General features: G+C 70.1%; 4 protein-coding genes. All 4 read right to left on the bottom strand.

Features of this window, described 5'->3' with window-relative positions:
- Positions 1-72 precede the first annotated feature (72 nt).
- Entirely contained in the window at positions 73-789 is a 717-nt protein-coding gene (locus VGS97_RS29235; protein WP_326856923.1) for an alpha/beta hydrolase, read from the bottom strand.
- 28 nt (positions 790-817) lie between these two features.
- Entirely contained in the window at positions 818-1,798 is a 981-nt protein-coding gene (locus VGS97_RS29230; protein ID WP_326856921.1) for an SDR family oxidoreductase, read from the bottom strand.
- A gap of 36 nt (positions 1,799-1,834) precedes the next feature.
- Positions 1,835-2,257 (bottom strand): VOC family protein, encoded by a 423-nt coding sequence (locus VGS97_RS29225; RefSeq protein WP_326856920.1) that lies wholly within the window; start codon positions 2,255-2,257, stop codon positions 1,835-1,837.
- A gap of 47 nt (positions 2,258-2,304) precedes the next feature.
- Positions 2,305-3,662: MFS transporter (locus VGS97_RS29220; RefSeq protein WP_326856919.1), on the bottom strand; the 1,358-nt coding region annotated here is incomplete at its 5' end.

The following is a 3,662-nucleotide window of genomic DNA, read 5'->3' as shown; positions in this document are numbered from 1 at the left end:
ACCTCGACCTCGAACTCGACCAGGAACTCCATGCTGTCCTCCCTTCTCCGCGACGCCGCCCAATGGCGTCCGTTACGGCGCTACGTTGACCGCGCTTGCCACGACGGCCTCGCGGATGACGCGTGCCACGATGTCCGGCTGTGACCTCATGAGGAAGTGGGAGGCGCCTTCGACCTCGGTGACCGTGGCGCCGGCGCGGTCGTAGGAGAAGCGGTGGAGCTCCGGTGCGACCGGGTAATCCGCCGTGCCGAACACCGCCCAGGACGGCTTCGCCCGCCAGGCAGCGGCGGTCGCGGGATCGTCGAACGCCGCGGCCGAGACCGGGCGCTGCGAGATCGCCATGAACGCAGCGTCGGCGTCGGGAACGTCGGCGCAGAAGACGTCGTGGAACCGCGCGGGGTCGATCGACACCTCGACGCTGCCGTCGGCCAACTGCGCCGGACGCACGAGCGGGCCCATCGCGAGCGACGGGAAGCGTCCCTGCAGGTCGTTGACCGACTCGCCCTCGTCGGGCGCGACGCCGGCGACGTACACGAGCCCGGCGACCTTGGCCGAGCCGCCGGCGACCGTGATCACCGCGCCGCCATACGAATGGCCAACAAGGACGACGGGGCCGTCGATCTGGTCGATGACCGACGCCGTGTAGGAAGCGTCGTACCGGAGGCCGCGCAGCGGGTTCGGCGGCGCGAGAACGGTGTGACCGTCATCGGCGAGCCGGTCGAACACCGGCCGCCAGCTGGACGCGTCTGCGAACGCGCCGTGAACCAGAACAATTGTCGGACTAGGCATGACGAGTTCCTTTCGTCTCGATGGGCTACTAAGCGACCTTTTCGAGATGGCTGAGGCCAAGTGCCTCGACCACCTTGGATTGCACCGGCGCGACGTCTTCGTTGGCCTGGTCGGAGCCGAACGGCGCGCCAACGACGGTGCGGACAGCGCGGCTGCCCTTGGCCTGACCGATGAGCTTGACGATGGCCTCCGCGACATCGTGCGGATTCGGGGCGTCCTTGCCCTCGAACGTCGATGTCAAGGACTTGAACAGGGCGTCGGGGATGTGGCCGACCTCGCCGTAGGACTTGGCCACTTCGGTGCCGGCGGGGGTCTGACTGCCGGTCAGGAAGTTGGTCGGGTAAGCGCTCGGCTGCACCTCCACGACTTCGACGCCGAGCTGGGAGACTTCGTAGCGGAGGCTGTCGGTCAGCGCTTCGACCGTGAACTTGCTCGCGCCGTAGATGCCGACGAAGGGGAACGTCACGCGGCCGAGGATCGAGCCGATGTTGATGATCAGGCCGTCGTGCTGCCGGCGCATGGAGGGCAGCACGGCGCGGGTGACGCGAAGCAGCCCGATGACATTCGTGTCGAAGATGACCTTCGCCTGCTCCGCGGTGAACGCTTCTGTTACGCCGGCTGAACCGATGCCGGCGTTGTTGACGAGCACGTCGATCGTGTCGGCCTCCGCCAGCACGTTCCTGACGCCTGCTTCGACGGACGCGTCGTCGCTGACGTCCAGTTCCACGACCTCGATGCCGAGCTTGCGCAGGGCCTCGGCGGCCGCGAGGTTCTTGCCCTGCGCACCGCGCATCGAGGCATACACCGCGTGGCCGGCCCGGCCTAGGGTCTCCGCCGTGTCACGGCCGAAGCCGCTGCTCGCGCCGGTGATCAGGATTGTCTTGGACATATTCAGCCTCCGCGAGTAGAGCGAGTTGTTTGAGGCGACGTGGTAGGAACTCTCCACGGCGAGATGCGCGGATAATAACGAGCCGGCCTGCAGAGCTTTGCCTGACGCCAGCGGGCGCATGTCCGGAGTTCTCCGTCTGGCTGGGAGCTCACGGCGTTACGAGCTTGGTGTGGGGGTGGTCTGGCCGACCTCGATGAGGTGGCCGTCGGGGTCGCGGATGTACGCGCGGATCTCGCCGCCGTGGTCTTTGGGCTCGGTGAGGAACTCGGCTCCTCTGGCCGACCAGACCTTAGATGCCGTGGCGATATCCGTGACGCGGATGTTGAGGAAGGCGCTGACCTGGTCGGGGTCGGGCGGCGTGGTGAGGGTGACCGTGGGTTTGTCGTCGGTCGGGCCGCCGCCGTCGTTGAGGATGAGCGTCGCGTTCGCTACCTCCAAGATGACTGGATCGCGCTCGCGCAGGACTTTCCCGCCGAACACGGACTGGTAGAAGTTACGGGACCTGTCCTGGTCGGAGACCACGAGAAAGAAGGTGACGAGGAAGTCCCCCTCAGACCCCGGCTGCTGGTCCTGGCTCATCTGTTTCCCTGTCTGGTTGGGCACGGTGCTGGTGCCGTGGGCTGCGGTTACTGCGGTTGTGCCGGGCGGTCGGGCGGGGCGGGTTGGGGTTGCTGGGTGCCGGCGAGGTCGGCGCGGCGGACCTGGATGACGGCGAGGTTGGTGATGAGGGTGAGCAGCGCGATCCCGGCGGCGACCAGGAACCCGCGGGCGAACCCGGTGGCGAGGGCGTGGTTGTAGATCGCTGCGGCCAGCGGGCTGCCCGGGCGGGCCGGGTGCCCGGCCCGGGCGGCGGCGGCGGCCTGGGCGTGGGCGCTGTGGGCGGCGACGGTCCAGGCGACGGTGCCGAGCAGCGCCAGGCCGATGGAGCCGCCGGTTTGCTGGCCGGTGTTGAGCAGGCTGGAGGCGACCCCGGCGTCGGCTTCGGGGACGCGGTTGAGCGCGACCAGGGACAGGGTGACGAAGAGCAGGGCGGCGCCGGCGCCGATGATCATGGTCGGGCCGAGGACCGCGCTGGCGTAGGTGTCGTGCTCGCTGATCCGGGACAGCCAGTACAGGCCGCCGGCGGCGGCCGCGGAGCCGGCGATCAGGATGGGGCGGGCGCCGGTCTTGGGCACGAGCTGGGTGACGGCTCCGGCTCCGAGGAACAGGGCGGCGGTGAACGGGAGGTAGGCGACGCCGGTGCGCAGGGGCGAGTATCCCCAGGCGGTCTGCATGAACACGGTGAGGAAGAAGAACATGCCGAAGATGAAGATGCCGACCCCGGCGTAGGACAGGTAGGCGCCGGTGCGGGTGCGGTCGCGCAGCAGCCGGATCGGCAGCAGGGCCTGCGGGCTGCGGGTCTCGATCACGGCGAACGCGGCGAGCAGGACCGCGGCGGCGGCGAGTGAGGCGAGGACTTTGGCGTCGCCCCAGTGGGAGATGCCGTCGGGGGTGGTGGCGGCGCTGATCAGGCCGTAGACCAGGGCGGCGACCCCGGCGGTGCCGGTGATCGCGCCGGGCAGGTCGAACCGGCCGCGGCGGCGCGGGCTCTCGGCCAGCACCCGCGGGGCGGCCAGCGCGACGGCGGCGCCGATGGGCACGTTGACGAACAGCACCCACCGCCATGAGGCGTAGGTGGTCAGCAGGCCGCCGCCGATCAGGCCGATCGCGCCGCCGGCGATGCTCATCGCGGCGTACACGCCGAACGCCCGGGTGCGCGGCGGGCCCTCGGCGAAGGTGGTGGTGATCAGCGACAGCGCGGCCGGGGCGACCAGCGCGCCGCCGGCGCCCTGCACGGCGCGGGCGGTGAGCAGGAAGGCCTGGCTGCTGGCGAACCCGCCGGCCAGGGAGGCGGCGGAGAACAGCAGCAGCCCGGCGATGAACATCGTGCGGCGGCCGAGCAGGTCCCCGGTCCGGCCGCCGAGCAGCAGCAGCCCGCCGAAGG

The organism is Actinocrinis sp., assembly GCF_035946395.1.
In the GTDB taxonomy this organism is placed as follows: Bacteria; Actinomycetota; Actinomycetes; order Streptomycetales; family Catenulisporaceae; genus Actinocrinis.
Note: the sequence above shows the minus strand (reverse complement) of the source record. Positions and strands in the feature narration are given on the sequence as shown.

What these genes read in the sequence shown, in the direction of transcription:
- VGS97_RS29230 (WP_326856921.1), bottom strand. Translation starts at nt 1,798, where the DNA reads ATGCGCCCGCTGGCGTCAGGCAAAGCTCTGCAGGCCGGCTCGTTATTA.
- VGS97_RS29235 (WP_326856923.1), bottom strand. Translation starts at nt 789, where the DNA reads ATGCCTAGTCCGACAATTGTTCTGGTTCACGGCGCGTTCGCAGACGCG.
- VGS97_RS29225 (WP_326856920.1), bottom strand. Translation starts at nt 2,257, where the DNA reads ATGAGCCAGGACCAGCAGCCGGGGTCTGAGGGGGACTTCCTCGTCACC.